This window comes from Bradyrhizobium manausense, assembly GCF_001440035.1.
GTDB lineage: Bacteria > Pseudomonadota > Alphaproteobacteria > Rhizobiales > Xanthobacteraceae > Bradyrhizobium > Bradyrhizobium manausense.
Window position 1 is genome coordinate 1 of sequence record NZ_LJYG01000047.1, and the last position, 16,194, is coordinate 16,194.

General features: G+C 66.5%; 10 protein-coding genes. 4 read left to right on the forward strand and 6 right to left on the reverse strand.

The features are described 5' to 3' along the window. Window positions 1-80: 80 nt before the first annotated feature. The gene (locus AOQ71_RS11230) at window positions 81-1,412 is read right to left on the reverse strand and encodes an IS1182 family transposase (protein ID WP_057742559.1); all 1,332 of its coding nucleotides are present in this window, start codon (window positions 1,410-1,412) and stop codon (window positions 81-83) included. A gap of 211 nt (window positions 1,413-1,623) precedes the next feature. On the opposite strand from AOQ71_RS11230, the gene AOQ71_RS11235 reads away from it, so the two are divergent. After that, the gene (locus AOQ71_RS11235; protein WP_057745970.1) at window positions 1,624-4,197 is read left to right on the forward strand and encodes a ligase-associated DNA damage response DEXH box helicase; all 2,574 of its coding nucleotides are present in this window, start codon (window positions 1,624-1,626) and stop codon (window positions 4,195-4,197) included. 42 nt (window positions 4,198-4,239) lie between these two features. Then, window positions 4,240-4,911, forward strand: a complete 672-nt coding sequence (pdeM, locus tag AOQ71_RS11240) for a ligase-associated DNA damage response endonuclease PdeM (RefSeq protein WP_057745972.1) — start codon at window positions 4,240-4,242, stop codon at window positions 4,909-4,911. Between the two features lie 113 nt (window positions 4,912-5,024). Here the strand turns inward: pdeM and AOQ71_RS11245 are convergent, their stop codons facing one another. Continuing rightward, window positions 5,025-5,888: a LysR family transcriptional regulator gene (locus tag AOQ71_RS11245; protein ID WP_057746801.1), complete on the reverse strand. Its 864-nt coding sequence runs from the start codon at window positions 5,886-5,888 to the stop codon at window positions 5,025-5,027. Window positions 5,889-5,985: 97 nt separating this feature from the next. On the opposite strand from AOQ71_RS11245, the gene AOQ71_RS11250 reads away from it, so the two are divergent. Together AOQ71_RS11250 and AOQ71_RS11255 are read left to right on the forward strand one after the other, a co-directional pair. Next, a complete protein-coding gene (locus AOQ71_RS11250) occupies window positions 5,986-6,897 on the forward strand; it encodes a DMT family transporter (RefSeq protein WP_057745976.1) in 912 nt (303 codons plus the stop codon). 12 nt (window positions 6,898-6,909) lie between these two features. After that, window positions 6,910-7,683, forward strand: a complete 774-nt coding sequence (locus AOQ71_RS11255) for an MBL fold metallo-hydrolase (protein ID WP_057745979.1) — start codon at window positions 6,910-6,912, stop codon at window positions 7,681-7,683. Between the two features lie 107 nt (window positions 7,684-7,790). On the opposite strand, the gene AOQ71_RS11260 is transcribed toward AOQ71_RS11255, so the two are convergent. The 4 genes from AOQ71_RS11260 to AOQ71_RS11275 all read right to left on the reverse strand — a co-directional run. After that, the gene (locus tag AOQ71_RS11260; RefSeq protein ID WP_057745982.1) at window positions 7,791-11,270 is read right to left on the reverse strand and encodes a tetratricopeptide repeat protein; all 3,480 of its coding nucleotides are present in this window, start codon (window positions 11,268-11,270) and stop codon (window positions 7,791-7,793) included. 259 nt (window positions 11,271-11,529) lie between these two features. Beyond that, window positions 11,530-13,263: a thiamine pyrophosphate-requiring protein gene (locus AOQ71_RS11265; protein WP_057745985.1), complete on the reverse strand. Its 1,734-nt coding sequence runs from the start codon at window positions 13,261-13,263 to the stop codon at window positions 11,530-11,532. A 44-nt stretch (window positions 13,264-13,307) separates the two neighbouring features. Continuing rightward, window positions 13,308-14,987 carry an alpha/beta hydrolase gene (locus AOQ71_RS11270; protein WP_245316840.1) on the reverse strand — a complete coding sequence of 560 codons (1,680 nt, stop codon included), beginning with the start codon at window positions 14,985-14,987 and terminating at the stop codon, window positions 13,308-13,310. An 80-nt stretch (window positions 14,988-15,067) separates the two neighbouring features. After that, window positions 15,068-16,194, reverse strand: a 1,127-nt coding sequence (locus tag AOQ71_RS11275) for an FAD-dependent monooxygenase (protein ID WP_245316841.1), incomplete at its 5' end; no start/stop codon positions are given.

Consider the following 16,194-nt stretch of genomic DNA (forward strand, 5'->3'; position numbering starts at 1 on the left):
TTCGATATTAAAGAGTGGGTAGCGCCCGCGCTGATGTCGGGGGCCGTCGATGTCGAACCGCCGGGGGATGGCTGTGCTGTCTATGCTTTTGCCAGTTGGTGTCCTTGCAGGATGTTGTTGGTGAGGGCGTACCAGAGCACGACGGCACGGACCTTCTCGATGCCGCGCACGGTCAATTGCCTGAGGTCCCAGTTCCGCCACCGGGCATGGATGCATTCGCAGATCGTGCGGGCTTTGTACTGTGCCTTGCCGGCTTCGCTGGCCATGCGGGCCCGCCAGGCCGCGACGCCAGGACCGTCGCTGCTCCGAGGTAAAAAGGGATCGACACCGCTCCTGGAGTTGGGCGGAGGACAGTAGACCTCGACGCCTTCACCGTGCGCCCATTCGATGTCCTCGCCGCTGCAGAACCCGCCATCGGCGAGGTAGCGACGCGGCAAGCGCTTCAGCCGAGTGCGCGTTCGCTCCAGCATCGGCCGCATCAAGCCGCGATCTGATCCGTTGTTGTCGATGTCGACCGTGACCACGATCAGTTCGCCGGCCGCGCTGGCCACCTGCACATTGTAGGCGGGGCGGAAGCCGGCATCTGCCATCTTCATCACCCTTGCCTGCGGGTCGGTGGTGGAGGCCCGGGGCTCCTTCGGCTTTTTGCCATTGCCGCCTTTTTCGTCGAGTTGCTTGCGCTTCCGCTTGATCTCGTCCAAAGCCCTCTGCGCAGCCTGCACCCGCTCACTGCGTTCGCGTGCCGCGCGCTCTCTGGCCGCCCTGATACGCCGGCTGCTGGCTTCCGGATCCGCATCGACCTCGCGCTTGAGCTCTTCCACCACAGCCTTCGCTTGGGCCATCTGCCGGCCGAGCGTTGCCTCCCGCCGGAACGAGCCGGCCCCCGCATTCGCCCGTATCCGCACCCCGTCCTGGGTCAGCTTCTCCAGATCAATCAGCCCTGCCTCATTCAGAGCCACCAGATGTTCGACCAGCAAACGGTCCAGCAGGTCCGCGCAGCCGACCCGGAAATCCGACAGTGTGTGATAGTTCAAAGACACGCCGCCGCAGAGCCAGCGGTAGACGTCGTGACTGTCGCAGAGCCGATCCAACGCCCGCGCGCTGCCAACGCCATCGCTCGTGGCGTACAGCCAAAGCGCCAGCAGCAGCCGGGGTGATGGCGCCGGATGGCCCGGCCTGTTTTCCCGTGCCTTAACCCGATCTTCCAGCTCGCTCAGGTCGAGCCCCTCGACATAAGCCCAGATCACCCGGGCCAGATGATCCTGCCCGATCAGGCTGTCGATATCGACCGCCCGCAATTCGACCTGATTGCGCACGGGCTCGCGCAGCCGAGGTGCACCCCGCGGCACCGCTTCGGTTCGTGGCGCCGACTGATCCGGCAATTCGCCAAAAAGTCCCTCGTCAGCCATCATCCTCTCCAGCAGATCAGTCTGCCTAGAGAATCACATTCGCCCGACACGCGGTACAAAAGATTCACAGTCTCGTAGGGTGGGCAAAGGCGCCCTTGCGCCGTGCCCACCATTCCTCTCGATTGTAAAAATGCGTGGGCACGCTTCGCTTTGCCCACCCTACGAGACCTCCTCCCCCTCGACGAACCCGCCCCCACGGCTTACCTCTAACGCCGTGCCGCCCCGCATCCTCAAAATTCCGGCCGAGCCGGCCCCGCTGCTGCCCGACCGTTTCCAGCAATGGTTTGCGGCCCGCGGCTGGACGCCGCGCGAACATCAGCTCGCGCTGCTGGAAAAGGCGCGTGAGGATCGATCGGCCTTGCTGATCGCTCCGACCGGGGCCGGCAAGACGCTGGCGGGATTCTTGCCGACGCTGGTGGAACTGAGCTCTGCGCCGGCGACGCCCGCGAAAGCCCTCGTCTCCACCGGCCGCAGCGTGCAGCGCAGCGCCGGTCTCCACACCCTCTACATCTCGCCGTTGAAAGCGCTCGCCGTCGACATCGCCCGTAACCTCGAGCGCCCCATCGCCGAGATGGGCCTGCCAATCAAGGTCGAGACCCGCACCGGCGACACGCCGGTATCGCGGCGTCAGCGGCAGCGGCGCTATCCGCCCGACATCCTGCTGACGACGCCGGAGCAGCTCGCGCTGCTGCTGTCCTCCGACGATGCGCCGTTTTTGTTTTCCTCGCTGAAGCGCGTCGTGCTCGACGAGCTGCATGCGCTGGTGACGTCCAAGCGCGGCGATCTGCTGTCGCTCGGCCTTGCACGGCTGTGGCGTCTCGCCCCGCAGATGCGCGCGATCGGCCTGTCGGCGACCGTGGCGGAGCCGGAGCAACTCGCGCGCTTCCTGGTGCCGCAGCCCGAAGGCAAGGAAGTTGCCGCCGATATCGTCGTCGCCGGCGGCGCCGCGCCGCCGCTGGTTCAGATGCTCGACACAAGCGAGCGCCTGCCCTGGGCCGGCCACAGCGCGCGTCACGCGCTCCCCGAAATCTACGAGTTGATCAAGCAGAACAAGACCACGCTGGTGTTCGTCAACACCCGCAGCCAGGCCGAGATGCTGTTCCAGAATCTCTGGAGCATGAACGACGACGGCCTTGCCATCGCGCTGCATCACGGCTCGCTCGACGTCGCGCAGCGCCGCAAGGTCGAGGATGCGATGTCGGCAGGACGCTTGCGCGGCGTGGTCTGCACCTCCTCGCTCGACCTCGGCGTCGACTGGGGCGACGTCGATCTCGTCGTCAATATCGGCGCGCCCAAGGGCTCCTCGCGCCTGATGCAGCGCATCGGCCGCGCCAATCACCGTCTCGACGAAGCCTCCCGCGCCGTGCTGGTGCCCGCCAACCGCTTCGAGGTGCTGGAATGCCGCGTCGCCATCGATGCCATCGCCGAGAATGCGCAGGACACCCCGCCCTTGCGTACCGGCGCGCTCGACGTGCTGGCCCAGCACGTGCTCGGCTGTGCCTGCGGCGAGCCGTTTCTCTCCGATGAACTCTATGCCGAGGTCCGCACCGCCGCGCCTTATGCCGACCTGTCGCGGCAGGATTTCGACGACGTCGTCGATTTCGTCGCCTCCGGCGGCTACGCGCTGAAGACCTATGAGCGCTTCGCCCGCATCAAGCAGGACAAGGAGGGCCGCTGGCGCGTCGCCAATCCAAAAGTGCGGCAGAGCTACCGGATGAATGTCGGCACCATCGTCGAGGACGACATGCTGAAAGTGCGGCTGGTGCGCTCGCGCGGCGGCGGTCACGGTTCGACGGGGGTGATCGCGCGCGGCGGCCGCTTGCTCGGCGAGATCGAGGAGGCCTTCATCGAAGGCCTCAGTCCGGGTGACACTTTCGTATTCTCAGGCGAGGTGGTGCGCTACGAAACCCTGGTCGAGGATCAGGTCTATGTCTCGCGCGCGCATGACAAGGATCCGAAAGTGCCGTCCTATATGGGCGGAAAATTCCCGCTCTCGACCTATCTCGCCGAACGCGTCCGCCGTCTGCTCGACGACGGGCGAGCATGGAAGGGCTTGCCCGAGCAGGTGCGCGACTGGTTGTCGCTGCAGAAGGACGTCAGCCGCGTGCCTGCCGTGCGCGAGCTGCTGGTGGAAAGCTTTCCGCGCGCCAACAAGCACTACATCGTCTGCTATCCCTTCGAGGGCCGCCTCGCGCACCAGACCCTCGGCATGCTGCTGACGCGTCGGCTCGAGCGCGCTCGCGCCCGGCCGCTCGGCTTCGTCGCCAATGAATATGCGGTGGCGATCTGGGGGCTCGGCGACCTCTCTTTCATGATCAGGGACGGCCGCATCGATCTCGACGGGTTGTTCGATCCTGATATGCTCGGCGACGATCTGGAGGCCTGGCTCGCCGAATCCGCGCTGATGAAGCGCACCTTCCGCAACTGCGCGATCATCTCCGGCCTGATCGCGCGCCGCCACACCGGCGAAGAGAAGAGCCGCCGCCAGGTGCTGTTCTCGACCGACCTCGTCTACGACGTCCTGCGCAAGCATCAGGCCGACCACGTCCTCCTGCGCGCGGCGCGCGCCGATGCCGCCACCGGCCTATTGGATCTGCGCCGCCTCAGCGACATGCTGATGCGCATCCAGGGCCGCATTACCCACCGGGAACTCGACCGCGTCTCCCCGCTCGCCGTCCCCGTGATGCTGGAAATCGGCCGCGAGTCAGTTTATGGCGAAGCTGCAGACGAGCTGCTGGCCGAAGCCGCGGATGAACTCGTCAAAGAGGCGATGGATAGAAGCGGGTAAGACGTGACGGCAGGCGCGCTGATTTCGGGGGATAACGAGGACATGCGCGTTTCCAGAGTCACCATCATCAATGTGACCTTCGCGGCCGATCTCTCCGGCGCGCTGTTCTGGGACGAGCAGCGCCTGCTGGTCGTCTCCGATCTGCATCTGGAGAAGGGCTCGAGCTTCGCCACCCGCGGCGTGCTGCTGCCGCCCTACGATACCGTCGCGACACTTGGCCGGCTCGCTGCTGTCATCTCCCGCCATAATCCCAAAACGGTCATCGCGCTCGGCGACAGCTTTCACGATCGCACCGCGCATGAGCGCCTGTCCGCGGAGGACCGCGATGCCGTCGCCGCGCTGCAGAGCGGCCGCGACTGGATCTGGATCTCGGGCAATCACGATCCGATGCTGCCGCGCGATCTCGGCGGTACCGTCGCCGACGAAGTTGCTGTTGGCCCCATCACCTTCCGCCACGAGCCATCAGGCGCGCCTGGCGAGATTGCCGGCCATCTGCACCCCAAGGCCCGCATCTCCGCCCGCGGCCGATCGATGGAGCGACGCTGCTTCGCCAGCGACGGAATGCGCGCCGTGATGCCGGCCTTCGGCGCCTATGCCGGCGGCCTCAGCATCCGCGACGCCGCGTTTGCAAGGATCTTTGCGAAGACCGGCTTTGTCGCCCATCTCCTCGGCGACCGCCGCGTGCACGCGATAGCGGCGTCAAGGTGTTACTGAAGGCGCTGCTCTCGTAGGGTGGGCAAAGCGTAGCGTGCCCACCACCTGCTAATTATTGAAGGATCGTGGGCACAGCGCTTCGCGCCTTTGCCCACCCTACGCATCTCCCAAGCTCACGCCGCCTTCGCCTGCACGTCCTCGCAGAACTCCGCCAAGCGATCCGCCAGCCGCAGCGTCGCGGGGCTCGCATTGGGCGAGGCCATCAGCGCCACCTCCGTCTTGTTGATCGGCGCAAAGCCGTCCTTCGCGGTCAGCACGCGGTGGTCGGACTGGATCGACATCTCCGACAGGATGCTTAAGCCCATGCCCGCGGCCACCGCGGCCTGGATGCCGGAGAGACTCGATGATGTGTAGGCGGTGTGCCAGGCGCGGCCCGCGCTTTCCAGCGCGTGGATGGCGCCGGCGCGATAGACGCAGCCGAGCGGAAAGCCGATCAGGGGCACTGATGGCACGTCGACGTCGACCGGATGGCTCTTGCTGGTGACCCAGTGCACCCGCTCCGGCCACACCGCGATCGCGCCCTTCTCGCCGGCCGCGCGCTTGTAGAGCGCGAGATCGAGCTCGCCGCGTTCGAGATCGCGGGCGAGGTGCTTGCTCTGGTCGGCGCGCACGTCGAGGCGCAGGCCCGGGTGCGAGCGCGAGAACGTGCCCAGCAGCTTCGTCAGCCGATAGGCCGCAAAATCCTCGGGGATGCCGAGCCGGATCGCGCCTTCGCCGCCCGGCTGGCGCAGCACGTCGCGCGCCTCTTCCGCAAGCGAAAGCAGCCGCCGCGCGTAGGACAACAGCCGCTCGCCGGCCTCGGTCGGGCGCACGTCCTTGCCGTCGCGGTGCAGCAGCACCTGGCCGACATCCTCCTCCAGCCGCTTGATCTGCTGGCTCACGGTCGACTGCGTACGGTGGACGCGCTCGCCGGCGCGGGTGAAGCCGCCGGCCTCGACCACCGAGACGAAGCTGCGCAGAAGCTCGAGATCGAGCATATCAGCCTCCATTCGAAAACCAACTGATCCGCAGTTAATCATTTAATTTCCAAATGGCAAGCGGCGTCCCTAGATCGGGGGTTCAGGAGAATGCCTCATGTCGCTTGCGCCTTCGATTTCGGTTCCCCGCACCCGCTTCAACACGCTGCCGCTCGCCATCGGCCTGTTCTGCTTGCTCTGGAGCTACGCCTTCGTCGCCGGCAAGATCGGCGTCACCCATTGCCCGCCGCTGATCCTGCTCGCCGCGCGCTTCTCGCTGGCCGGCATCCTGATCCTGGGTGCCACGCTGATCCGTGGCGAAGCCTGGTCACTGTCCTGGCGCGACGCCGCGATCTTCGCGGTGCTCGGCATCGCCAACAACGCGCTCTATCTCGGGCTCGGCTATACCGGCCTGCAATCGGTCTCCGCCGGCCTCGGCGGGCTGATCGTCTCGACCAATCCGGTGTTCACGGCGGCGCTCGCCGCACTGCTGCTCGGCGAAGGCATGACCTGGCGCAAGGCGAGCGGCCTTTTGCTCGGCGTCGTCGGCGTGACGGCGATCGTGTGGCACCGTCTCTCGGTCGGCACCGACAGCCCGCACGGCATTGTCTTCACGCTGGCCTCGCTCGCCTCCATCGTTTCAGGCACCATTCTGTTCAAGCTGCTCGCGCCGAAGGGCTCGTTGTGGATCGGCAATGGCGTGCAGAGCCTCGCAGCGGGCATCGTGCTCGCGCCGATCGCGTTCACCTTCGCCGATGTTCGCGCGATCGACTTTACCCCGGGCCTGATCGGCGCCTTCGCCTTCCTCGTGCTCGGCGGCTCGATCCTCGCCTCCTGGCTCTGGTTTCATCTCCTGAAAGTGTGTGGCGCGACCGCGGCCAGCGCCTATCATTTCCTGATGCCGCCGCTCGGCATGCTGTTCGCATATCTCGTGCTCGGCGAACACGTCGAGGCACGCGACCTCTTCGGGATCGTTCCGGTGGCGCTCGGCATTTACCTGGTGACGCGCCCGGCAAAGCCGGTGGCGTAAGAGGAGTTCCGCATGCCCGTTTCAATCACCCTGATCGGCGGCCCCACCGCCTTGATCGAGATCGACGGCTTTCGCCTGCTCACCGACCCCACCTTCGATGCGCCGGGCGCCTATCAATTGCCGCATGTGAAGCTGGAGAAGACCACCGGCCCGGCGGTGAAGGCCGATGCGATCGGCCCCATCGATGCCGTGCTGCTCAGCCACGACCAGCATTCGGACAATCTCGACAATTCAGGGCGCGACTTCTTGCTGAAAGCACCACGCGCGCTGACGACGGAGGCCGGCGCCAAACGCCTCGGCGGCCATGTCGAGGGCCTCGCGCCCTGGGCAACCGCGCATCTGAAGGACGACGACGGCAACACGCTGACCATCACCGCGACACCGGCGCGTCACGGCCCTGCCGGCATCGAGCCGTTGTCGGGCGATGTCATCGGCTTCGTGGTGCAATCGAGCCGCAAGGACACGAGCGCGGTCTATATCAGCGGCGACACCACCTGGTTCGACGGCGTCGCCGAAGTTGCGCGCCGCTTCAAGTGCGGCGTGGTGCTGCCGTTTGCCGGCGCCGCGCAAACGCGTGGCCCGTTCCATCTCACCATGGACACCAACGACACCATCGAGACCGCGCGCGCCTTTCCCGATGCGATGATCGTGCCCGTGCACACCGAAGGCTGGGCGCATTTCCGCCAGAACGGCGAGGATTTGCGCAAGACGTTTGACGTGCTCGGGTTCGGACCGCGGCTGCGATTGCTGGAGCCCGGCGTGCCGACCGTGATCGAGGCGCCGTGATGCAGACTGTCATTCCGGGGCGATGCGAAGCATCGAACCCGGAATCTCGAGATTCCGGGTTCGGTCCTGCGGCCCGTCCCGGAATGACTGACGATAGCTAACCGCGCTCAATGCGCCGCCGACGCCGTCTTCTTCGTTGCGACCGGCTTCGGCGCGGGCTTGGTGGCCGCCTGCGGGGCGCTGTCCCAGCCGCCGGCGGGCGTCGCCACGTTGACGGCGTCGTCGGGCTGCGGCTCGGCGCTGAAGGTCTGGATCGCGAGCTTGGCGGCGGCGAGCGATTGCGGGTCGAGGCGCTTGGCGACATCGTCGCGCTTGCCGGCCGCATCGGCATCGCCCTGGGCGGCCGCCAGGCTGAACCATTTGTAGGATTCGGCGAGGTTCTGCTCCACGCCGATGCCGCGGGCGTAGAGGATGCCGAGGTTGAACTGGCTGTCGGCGACGCCGCGGTCGGCGGCTTTGCGGAACCACTGCGCCGCGCTCTTGTAGTTGGCGCCGCGTCCGCCACCGTCGGCGTCGAGCACCGCGAGATTGTGCATCGCCTTGGCGTTGCCGCGTTCGGCCGCCTGCGTGTAGTAGCGGCGGGCGATGTCGGCGTCCTTCTTCACGCCCAGGCCCTTCTCATAAAGCGTGCCGAGGCGGAAGGTTGCGGGCACCACGCCGGCCTGCGAGGCGCGGTCGTACCACTTGGCGGCTTCGTCGTAATTCGCAGCGACGCCCTTGCCCTCGGCAAAGCGCACGCCGATCTCGTAGGCCGCGGTCGCATCGCCCTTCATCGCAGCGACGCGCAAAGCGGGACCGGCGATGCCGTCAGGCAGCTTCTCGCTCGGCGGGATCTGGACCACGCCGAGCCGCGCGCGGCTCGTGCCCGACAGCGCGCCGGTGACATCGCCGTTCGCCGCGGGCGGAAGCGGCGCTGCTGCGGGCGCGGGGGGAATTTCGACCGAAGCCGTGCTGCCGGAGCTCGCCGCCGGCGCGGCATTGTTCAGGGACTGCTTGCCGATCGGCGTCGGCGAGGTCATCGACGGCGTGACCTGCTCGGGCGGCTTGCTCTCGACTGGCGGCGGCGCCTGCGGTGCCTGTTGGCTGGTATTCTCCATCGCCTGCGGCGCCGGCGGCACGCTGCCGCCTTCGAGCAGGTTCATCGCCATCTTGAAGGTGCCGAGCACGATCACGACCACGCTGGCGCCGACCAGCAGCGAGCGGATTTTCGAGGTGATGGTCGAGCCGCCTTCCGCAGCGGCGGCCTGGGCTTTGCCTGGAGCCTTGTCCTTGCTGCGCGCCGCGATCGCGGCCTTGACGCCGCGGGCGGGCTTTTCCTGTGGCTGCGCGGCGGCGGCCTGCGCAGCGCGGCGCGCGGCTGCGATGAAGCTCGACGACGACACCGGCTCCTTGGGCGCAGCCGGGATTTCGCTGATCGCGCTTTCGGACGCGGCAATGCGCTCGGACGTCGTGGCGGGGCGGCCGCCCGGACGCGTGCCCGGCTCGAGCGGATGATCCGGCGGCAGTTCGGGCGCGATCGCGGCGCGCACTGGGGCGGTGTGCGGCTCGAGGATCTCGCTGATCGCGCGCGGTGGCAAAGGCGGTGTAGCTTGCTGCGCCACCGGCACCGGTGGCGGCGCGGTGGGGGCGGCGGCGTGGAATTCGCGCGGCGCGGCGACGAAGCCGGAATGCGCGTGCGGCTGGGCGGCGGGATTCGGCAGCTCGGGCTTCGGATCGTATCTCGGTTGCGGCGGTTGAGGCTGCCATTGCTCGCGCGCCATCGGCACCGGCTCGACGGGAGCCGCCATCGGCAATGGCGCGGCCACCGGCATCGGCGCAGGCGCGGGCGCGGGCGGCGCGGCGCGCACCGCGCGCAGGTCGCCCTCGATCATGGCGAGGCGATCGACAACGTGGCCGAGCGTGTTGTGCACGGCCTCCAGCGAATCCTGGGTGCCGCGGTTGGTCTCGGCCTGGCTGAAGCGGATGTCGGACAGCTCGCGCCTGACGAGATCGACCATGCCGGAATCCGGCGGCGGCGCTGAATTGCGGCTCTCGGCCAGCGCGGCATAGGTCGCCTGCTGCCGCTCGAGGTGGTGCAGGATGTCGTGCAGCCCGTCCTCGACACGGCTGAAATTGCTGCCGCGCTGATCCGAGGCGGCCTCTAGCCGCTCCAGCAGATAAGAGACGCGCTGCTCGAGATGCGCAAAGGTCGAGGCGGAGTCGTTGCCGACCTGCATGCGGTCGAAACGGTCGGACAGCGCGCGGATCGCGGCTTCCAGATGTTCGGTGCTCTCGGCAGGCGCCGGCCGCTCGCGCGTTTCCAGCGCGGTCGTGAGCGCGGCGATGCGCTGCTCCAGCACCGCAAAGCTGTCGCCGCGGTCCGAGGCGCGATTGAGCTGATCGACCTTGGATGACAGCAGCTGCACGTCCTCGGCGAGGCGGGCCAGCGCTTCGTTGGAGGCGACGTTGGAGACGATGCCGCGCAGCGCCGAGATCGCGCCTTCGAGCTGGCGCACCGTCGAGGGATCGTCATTGGCGCGCAGGATCAGGTCGAGCTTGGCGCCGAGATTGCGGATCGCCTCGTCGTAGCCGGTGAGCTGCTCGGCCGGCGTCAGCGTGCGCAGCACCTGCTTGATGTCGGAAAGCGCGCGCTCGATGCCTGACAGCACCTGGCCGTCGGTGCCGTTGGAGCGGGTCTCGTCGATGCGGCGGTGCAGCGAGCGGATCTCGTTCTCGATCGATTCGATCGCGCGCCGCGGCATCGCCTCGGTGATGACGTTGCGGATCTCGGCTAGCTCGGCGCGGAAGCCGTTGATGGCCTGCTCGGTATGGTCAGGCCGCTGCAGCGACTCGATCTGGCTGGTGATCTTGAGCAGATGGCGCTCGAGCGCGGAGAAATCCGGCCCCGCCTGCGGTGGCGGCGGAGCATAGACAGGCGCAGACGGAGCGATCGGCGGCGCGGCGCGCGGCGGCACCTGCCGCGGTGCGAATCCGTCAAGCTCGCTTTGCCGTGCGGTGATCTCGGCGACCGCGACGTCGAACGAGGCGGGACTCAGCGGCGGCGAGTTGCGATAGACCTGCGCGGCCGCGCGCTCGACCGCATCGGCCTGGCGATGGCGCGTTTCAACGGGTGAGGGCGCAGGCGTCGCGCGTGGCGCCGGAGGCTGCTGCGGCTGCGGTTGCTGCGGCCGCGAGATCTGCGACAGGCGGGCATCGAGCCGCGAGATCGCATCGTTGAGCTGGCGGGCCACGCCCTGCTCGCGCGAGACGTCTCTTTCACGGGAAGAGTCTTGGCGCGGCGCGGCGGGCTTCGAAATCCGTTCGATCTGCCGGGTGATCGCGTCGAGCCGCTGATGGATATCGGCGACTTCGCGACTCGCCTGACCAATTCCTTGGTTCTGAATGTCCTGCTGCTGCGAACGCGGATCGTGACGTTGATCCTGACGCGGCTGTTCGTAAGGGCTGCGAAAGTTCGGCGGGGCCGTCTCGCCGAGCGTGGAGTTCAGCCAATCGTTGAGTGACATGCCGGCACGGCGGGCAGCGGCTTCGGCCCGCTCCCTGACGGATGGATCGATACCGTCAACACTCCACGATACGCGCGAATTCATGACTCTGTCCGGTTCCGACTCCGCGCCCACCCGACGCCTCCAGTCTCCCCACGCGTGCCGCTTGCGAGACAATCGAATTCGGCGCGGGTCGTCTGCCTCGAAGTCTGACTTTTGTCGGTTACGGTAAATAACGGGTTAAGGAAGCCGTCGCCGGTGTCTTAAAGTTGGGCGGCGGGAACCCGGGGGAAGTTGGGCGGTGGGGAACCGGGGGAGTCTTGTAGCGCTCATTGGTTGCCCAATAACCGTGTCATGCCCCGCCCTACAGCGGCACGAGGTCGACATGCAGGACGGCGGTGCATCCCGCGTCGACCGCGCGGAGACAGCGGGTGATTGCTTCATCAAGCCGATTCGGATCGCTCACCCGTTCGCCATGAGCGCCGAAGGCACGGGCAATGTCGATGAAATGCCGCTGCTCGTCCTGGCGTCCGGTCCGAAGCCTGGACAGGAACGCGTCGGCCCGCTGCGCTTCTCCGTCGGGATAAACCCGTTGCACTGCGGCCTTGACGGCCTGCCAGCCGCCATTGTCGAGAATGACGGTGAAGATCGGCAGCCGATATTGCTGCGACACGGCGTAGACGGTATCCGGCGCGGCGAAGTGGAAGGCGCCGTCGCCGACGACCTGCACGATCCGGCGCGCCGGATCGGCCAGCTTCAGTCCGAGCGCCATGCCGCCGCTGAAGCCGAGCCCGCCGCCGGCCAGACCCACATAGGTCAGAGGCTTGGTGCGGCGCAGCTGCTGCTGCAGGACCGGTGCGTTGCGGACGGCCTCGTTGAGGACGACGTCGTGTTCCGACAAGAGTGCCTGCAGCCGCGAGAAAAGGAAGGCGGGATTGATCGCGCCCGATTCGCCTCTTTCCGTGGCCGCGGCTCGTCGCCTCGCCTGGCCGGCCTCGCGCAGTGGCTCCCAGCTCTCGATCCGGCGACGCACTTTCCTGCGATAGTCGTCATCGGCGCGCGCTTCGACGGCCTCCAACACCTGTCGCAGGATAATCGCCGAATCACCGGCGATGCGCAGGTCGGTGGCAAAGCCCCACATCGGGATATCGGCCTTGAGCGGATCGATGTCGATCTGGATCCAGCGCAGCCCATCCGCGGCCTTCACGGACTGCGGGACGAAGGGCACGTCGGTATCGACGAGCAGGCCGAGGTCGGCATGGGCGACCAGGGCGGACGGATCGCCACCGGCGAAGCACGGCGAGTCCTGGGGAATGTTCACCGTCACCGGATTGAATTCGGCGACGCGAATGCCGCAGGCAAGCGCCAGCCGCTCGAGCACCGCGACGGCATCTGGATTGCGGCCTAGATAGGCGGTCAGCGCGATCGGATTCTCGGCCGCCATCAGGGCTTCAGCCACTTCATGCGCCCGCGCCGGCTCGATCCCGCCGGCCTTGACCGGGCCATACCGCGCCGGCGGGTAGGCGGGCATTTGCTGCGCGTCCCAGCTCTCCGCGAGGGTCTCGCGGGGCAGCATCATGTAGACCGGCCCCGGCGGATCGCTGTGCATGAACGCCGCCGCACGTGCCAGCGCCTCCTTCACGACCACGCCCGATGGCAGCGTGTATTCCCATTTCACATAAGGGCGTACGATGCTCGCCTGGTCGAAACTGTCCTGGACGAAGTGGACATAGGTGTCGCGCGATCCCCTGAGTTCGCCATGCAGGGTGAACGGCGCCCGGCCCGCCAACAGCATGACCGGCAGCCGATAGCGAAACAGATTCTGGATCGCCATGCACGCATTGGCGGTGCCGGCATCGACGTGGACGAATACGGCCTGGCCGCGGCCTGTTGCGAACGCATAGCCGGCCGCCATGTGGACCGCGACCACCTCGTGCGGACACAGGATAACCTCGGGATGCCGTCGTCCCTCTTTGTCCCAGCGCGCGATCTCCTCGATCAGCGAGACGTGGTCGGTGCCGAGATTGGCAAAGATATAGTCGACCCCGAGGTCAACGAGGGCCTCGAGGAAGTAGTGCGCGGTGCTGTAGGTCGTCATGGCAGCTCAGCTTCTGATGGCACGCAGCGTATGGCGGAGCGGACTCAGACCGCAGCTTGCGTCGCTGTTCCGGCCACGATGTACCAGGTGACCAGCAGGCCACAGATCAGGGCTCCGGGCAGTGACGTGCCGGTACGCCGCCACGTGAAGGTCGAGATTACGGCAATGGCGGCAAGGAGCGGGATGAACTGAATGCCGATGATGGTCGAGAGCGGCACGACCGGCGAGGCCGGGAACGGATTGATCAATTTTCCACCAAGCCACATCGCCAGATATTGGCCGCCGATCAGAATGAAAATCCCGAGCGAGAGCACCAGGATGGTCGTGACATAGTGACCCATCGCCAGCGCATCGAGCCGGCTGAAATTGGCGTGCAGCGCGCGCAGCGCGACGACAAAGAAGAGCGTAAAGGGAACCAGATAGATCAGCATGATCGTCAATTGCGTCGCACTCGGCAGTTTGAGCGCCACGACCCAGAAGCGAAAGTCGATCTTGAACAGGAGGTCGGCAAGCCAGACGGTCACAACGCCGACAGCGACCGTCGCCAGTGCGATCAAGATGGCCGGCCCCGCAACACCCTTGCGAGCGATACGCCGCGGCATGAACGGCAGCAGCGCCAACGTAATCGCCGTGTTGAGCAGCGCCCAGATCGCGATCTCTGTCGTGAAAGCCTGCGGGAGGACGCGCGATGCCGGCAGCCACGCATTTCCGATCGCAAAGGCGGGATAGTAAGTGATCGCAGGCAGCAGCGCAGAAATCCAGAACACGGCCCACCAGCGTCCGCCTTTAGGCAGCGCGACACTCGTCGCATCCGAATGGACCGGCCCGGTCCGAAGCGAAGCAAAGGCCGACGAGGTCAGCAGCAGGTCGAAGGCCCCGAGCAGCAGAACAAAGAAGCCGATGAGAGCGATCAATGTGCCGATCTCCTTGCGGAGCCAGATCTGATCTGTCGGCGGCAGCGGCGTGCCGCCGGCGAGCGTCTTGCTGAACCAGTCGAGGCTGTCACCGATGGCTTCGTGCGAGAAATGATCGGCCGGATGCGTGATGGCCGGGGTGTAGAGAACCCGCGCCGTGCCTTTGCTGATGTCGCCATAAATCCTGCCGGGCTCGATCGGTGCCGCAGCACCGAACACGGCGGCAAGCTTTTCCGACCGAGGAACATTCCTGGCATACTCGCTGCCCCACATGATTCCGGAGAACTCGTCGTATTGCGAGAACACCACGGCGAGGTTGCGCGGCCAGGTCGGCGTGCCATCGGCTGCAAAAGGCTTCCCGGTGGACGAGCCCTCCAGCACCAGCGACTTGTAGGCATCCGGCATCGCCGCAGCCGCGGCTAGAATCGTCCAGCCGCCCATGGAGTGGCCTTCAAGGCCGATGTTCTCCTTGTCGACATAAGGCAGGCTACGCAGATAGGCCAGGCCGTCGGGACCGCCGAAGCCGTGCGCGAAAGCGGGCGGATCACTGTAGCCGTGGCCGGTCTGGTCCAGTGCAACGACGACATAGCCGCGTCTGGCGAGCTCGATCGCAAAACCGTCCTGAGTCTCGCGCGAGTTGATGTAACCATGGACCGCGAGAATGCCGGGCGCGGGGCTTTTCTCGCTTGCATTTCGCGGAATATAGACCAGGGCGCTCATGGTATTGCCCGCGGCGCCCTTGAAGCGCACGTCTTCGATACGAATGCCATTGGTCGTCTGAGTGAAATAGGCCAGCATCCCACCCAACAAGATGAGAACGGCTCCTATCGCAGCCATCGCTCCTTGACGCATTGTGTCCCCCCGTTGAAACAAGAAAGCCGTATGTCCGATCAAGCAATGTGAGCAGCCGCTGCTTCTCCCGCAGAATCGTGCTCACGGCTGCCCGGCTCGGAAGCTGCTCCCCGCAATCGCTCGAGCAGCCGATCAGGATCCCGCGGCGCCGCCAGGCCGCGCCAGGCAATGTGCGTATCCGGGCGCACCATCAGCAGATTCTCGGCAAAATCGAATCCTGCCCCGGCCCGATCGACGTCGAGCACCGTCAGGGGGACGCCCGAACGCGCGGCTGCGTCCACCAGCGGTGCGGCATCGATGGTTTGATCGAATCGCACCAGCGTATAGGCGGGGCCGAGCTCATCGAGCAGCGAACGTCCGTCAGTCAGCCAGACATGCGGCGCGCGGGCGCCCGGCACGGTCGAGGCTGTGAAGCCGCCCATGCTGTAGGGCGGCGGCGCCTCGCCGTCATAGGCAATGATCGGTGACCGGTCGTAATAATAGCCGAAGTTCAGGCCGGCACAGCAATATTGCTGGACGTTGAGATCGTAGGCAGCTTGCCCCACCTTGCTGCGCGCGGCATCGCCTGACTCGCCGTCGATCTCGACCTCGGGCGGCACCGCGCGGCGCTGCCCCATGACGGCAAGGGCATGGTTCATCGCGAAATGCGACACCTGCTCGGTGATCGGCTGGCGCTCGGCCTCGTAGGCGTCGAGCAGCGCAGGGCTCGCCCAGCCCTGCAGCACGCCCGCAAGAATCCAGCAGAGGTCGACGGCGTCGGCGATGCCGGCGTTCATGCCGTAGCCGGCATAGGGAATCCACAGATGGGCCGCATCGCCGCAAATGAACGCACGGCGATCGCGGAAGCGATCGGCGACCAGGCGTCGCCCGACCCAATCCTCCTTGCTGATGATGTCGTATTGGAAGCGATCGTCGACGCCGAGAATGGTGCGCAGCGCCCAGTCGCGATCGACGCTGTCGAACTCGAGCTCGTCAGGCGCGAGATGATTGTGGATCAGCCAGAAGTCGCGGCCGTCGATCGAAACCGTCGTGCCGCAGCGGCGCGGATTGAGCGACATGGTCATCCAGGCCGGCTTCTGGGTGATCAGATCCTTCAGCGCGGGAGCGTGGATATAGGTGGACTGCACCCGCTGCACGACGTCGGTGCCTGACAGCCGCGAGCCGA

Excerpts from the sequence above, each read along its gene's own strand:
- AOQ71_RS11260 (WP_057745982.1), bottom strand. The coding sequence starts at position 11,270 with ATGAATTCGCGCGTATCGTGGAGTGTTGACGGTATCGATCCATCCGTC.
- AOQ71_RS11250 (WP_057745976.1), top strand. The coding sequence starts at position 5,986 with ATGTCGCTTGCGCCTTCGATTTCGGTTCCCCGCACCCGCTTCAACACG.
- AOQ71_RS11245 (WP_057746801.1), bottom strand. The coding sequence starts at position 5,888 with ATGCTCGATCTCGAGCTTCTGCGCAGCTTCGTCTCGGTGGTCGAGGCC.
- AOQ71_RS11255 (WP_057745979.1), top strand. The coding sequence starts at position 6,910 with ATGCCCGTTTCAATCACCCTGATCGGCGGCCCCACCGCCTTGATCGAG.
- AOQ71_RS11265 (WP_057745985.1), bottom strand. The coding sequence starts at position 13,263 with ATGACGACCTACAGCACCGCGCACTACTTCCTCGAGGCCCTCGTTGAC.
- AOQ71_RS11230 (WP_057742559.1), bottom strand. The coding sequence starts at position 1,412 with ATGATGGCTGACGAGGGACTTTTTGGCGAATTGCCGGATCAGTCGGCG.
- pdeM (WP_057745972.1), top strand. The coding sequence starts at position 4,240 with ATGCGCGTTTCCAGAGTCACCATCATCAATGTGACCTTCGCGGCCGAT.